At 60.6% G+C, this 3,344-nt stretch carries 1 protein-coding gene and 1 pseudogene; both read right to left on the bottom strand.

All coding sequences use genetic code 11. The annotated features are described in order from the left end of the window. Positions 1–454: 454 nt before the first annotated feature. Positions 455–1,832, bottom strand: a pseudogene (locus M3436_12460) (FAD-containing oxidoreductase). A gap of 65 nt (positions 1,833–1,897) precedes the next feature. Beyond that, a partial coding sequence (locus M3436_12455) for a patatin-like phospholipase family protein (protein MDQ3564910.1) occupies positions 1,898–3,344 on the bottom strand: 1,447 nt, incomplete at its 5' end.

The following is a 3,344-nucleotide window of genomic DNA, read 5'->3' as shown; positions in this document are numbered from 1 at the left end:
GAGTTACTCGATTTGTCCTGTTGGCGTCTCGACCGCAGCGGCTAATTCAAGCGGTCTTCTTTTCTGATGTCCTCATCAATGCCTTTAGCTCATGTATCGACACATTGGTGAGAAATGCGGGCTAGCCCCGCTGGGCGTAAGCAGGATTCCCCCTCTCTGCCAAAACCCGACCCACCACCCAAAAAAAGACGGTAGACTAGACGGTATAGTGCTAAGCACCCCCGCTAATAGACTTATGTCTCAACGGCTTGAGGCATAGGTATACCTAGTGTCCTCATCAGTCGAATAAAACGCTGGTTGGAGTTCATCCAACCTTCTCAAAGCAGGTCATGCATCAACGATCCGCGACGCCATCTGATCCCACGGACACTTGCCGCCGCGGGGCAACGAGCATCAAGCGAAGCACCCACCGCAACGACCGGCAAAACCCGCGCAGATCCTGGTCGCATTCGCCTTACGTGAGCGGCCGCAACTCACCGAGCATTGTGGGTACCAACTCGGAAACCGTGGGATGTATATGCACAGCGCGAGTTATCACAGTATACGGGGCCTTTGCGTACATCACGTCCAGCAGCGAGTGAATCACTTCGTCACCGGTCACGCCGAGTATGGCCGCACCGAGGATTTCCTTCGTCTCCGCATCCACGATCGCTTTCATGAAGCCTTGGGCTTCGCCTTTCCACCGCGCGGCCGACCCGCGTCATGGGGCGGGTTGCGACCAGGGCATTGCGGCTGGACTGCCTCACCTCGGCCTCCGTCATGCCCGCCCGGCCGAGCGGCGGGTCGATGAAGAGCCCGTAGGTCGAAATGCGGTCCGACACCTTGCGCGGGTCATTGTCGAGCACATTGGCGGCGACGATTTCAAAATCATTGTATGAAGTGTGGGTGAATGCGCCGCGGCCGTTGCAGTCGCCCAGGGCCCAGATGCCGTGCACATTCGTACGGAGTTGATCGTCCACTTTGACGTAGCCGCGCGCGTCGGTTTCCACGCCCGCTTTGTCGAGGCCCAGATCGTCGGTATTCGGTCTTCGCCCGACCGCAAGCAGCAAGTGAGATCCCGCGACCTCGCGATCGCCGCTCGCGCAGTCCAATCCTATTGCAATGCGATCGCCACGGTTTCGTGCAGTCATGCATTCGGCGTTGAGGCGGAGGTTCACCCCTTCGTTTTCCAGGATCTCCTGCACGGCATGGGACACGTCCTCGTCTTCGCGTTGGATTAGGCGCGGCCCCTTCTCGACGATGGTGATCTCTGCCCCGAAGCGCCGGTACATCTGCCCAAACTCGAGCCCGATGTAGCTGCCGCCGATGATGACCAGGTGCTCAGGTAAATAGTCCACCTCCATCATGCTGGAGTTGGTGAGATAGGGCACCTGATCCAGCCCGGGCATGGGTGGGACTGACGCTCGTCCGCCCACGTTGATAAAGATCTTGTCGCCCTCCAGCAGACATTCATTGACTCTGACCGTATGAGGACTTTCGAAGCGCGCATGACCCTGGTACACGGTAGCGTTTTTCAAGCCGCGCATCCACTTTTCGACGTTTCGGTTGGAACGCCCGGAGATCTCGTCCTTGCGCGCTTTCACGCGCTTCATGTCGACGCTGATCGGGCCGCCCACGGTGACGCCGTACTCGGCGGCACGGCGCACCAGATGAGCGGCATACGCGCTGGCCACCAGGGTCTTTGTGGGAATACAACCCGTGTTCACGCAGGTGCCGCCGAACAGTTTGCGCTCAATGATCGCCACCCTCATTCCCGTCGCGGAAAGACGGGCCGCGAGCGCCGGCCCGGACTGTCCGGTGCCGATGATGATCGCAGCGAATTGCGTTGTCATAAGGTTCTCCTTCCGGTATAGGGGCTAAAGTCATACGGATCCATTAAGAGTAGCCCCGAAATAGCTCACACGCGTTCTGCGGCTTCTTGATCAAGCGCCTCCACGGCGACCCGATAGCCCGCGCGCTGGTGCGCCGCGATCGTGGCCCGTGAGAAGTCGTTGTCCTTGGACGGCGGCCCGTCTACTTCGCCGTCGTAGACGATGCGTGTGATGGCGAGCGGGGGTGCGTCACCCATGGTCTGGAGGTAGAGCGGGTTGTGCTTGATCTCATCGACGAGCTGCTGATCGACCCGGCCCATGATTTCCTCAACGAGCTGCCGGTAGCGATCCAGGAGCTGCCGAAAGTGGATATCCCGCCTGATCTTCTCCGAGTAACCGATCTCCTCGCGCCGGTCCATCACCTCCACGAGGCTCCTGGGCAACGCGTTCTTGCGGGGGTAGAGATTGACGATGTAGACCTTCTTCCCGGCGCATCCCAAGCGTTCGATGACCTGATCGAGGGGCGTATTGCTCACGATACCCCCATCCCAATAATGCTTGTCGCCGATCGTGGTCCAAGGGAACCCAGGCGGCAGGCTGCCGCTCGCGAGGATGTGATCCGGGGTGATCTCCTGATTGTAGCTGTCGAAGGTCTCGAGCTCCGCGGTCTCGACGTTTACCGCACCTACCATCAACCGGACCGGACTCTCCTTCAGCCGCTTGAAGTCGACGTAGCGCTCGAGGAGGGCTTTGACGGGCGTCGGGTCATAGAAGCTCGTCCAGTGGACGGGCCACTCGTTGGGGTACAGGATGGGCAGGAACCACCGCGGCCGGAAGAACTTGGGCGAGCCCAAGACCAGCGACTGCCAGGACGAGAGCTGGCGCCTGAGCGCCTCATCCGGCGCCATCGGGGTATCGAGCGACAACTCTTCCCAAAACGCCTCCAGCGCGGCGGTGGCGTTCTTCGGATTGCCGGCGATGACGGCGGCATTGAAGGCGCCGATGGAGATCCCAGCCACCAGATCGGGATGGATCCCGCGCTGGTCGAGCGCCCGCACCACCCCGCACTCGAAGGCCCCAACTGCCCCGCCGCCTTGTAGAATCAACACGGTCTGAACCGACAACTTCGCAAGCGGGAACGCCGTATCCGCAAGCCTTTCGGCCGCGTCCGTAAGATTGGTATGGTTCAAGATCAGGGATTCGGCGGCTTGAGCCTCTTCAGTCGGGCGTTTGAGAAAGAACATCGCCTGGAGCCGGACCTCCTCGCTTGCCTGGCCGCTCACTCGATCCAGGTAGAGCACCCCGAAGGAGAGATCTCGAGGCGATCCGCGCAGAACGCGCGTCTTGACCTCGGCGGTGTCGCCGAGGAAGTTGAACGAAAGGTCGAAGACGTTGGAGTAGAAATAGGAGACGGCACGGTATCCTTCCCGTCGGCCGAGCATGTTGAGCGCGGCGAGACGGCCCTGCTTGAGGGCGTTGTCCCAATGTTCGACGCGCCGATAACGGCGGAATATGGGGTCGAAGAAGCGGGCG

It is taken from the genome of Pseudomonadota bacterium, assembly GCA_030859565.1.
Taxonomy (GTDB): domain Bacteria; phylum Pseudomonadota; class Gammaproteobacteria; order JACCXJ01; family JACCXJ01; genus USCg-Taylor.
This window is presented reverse-complemented; position numbering and strand designations above follow the sequence as displayed.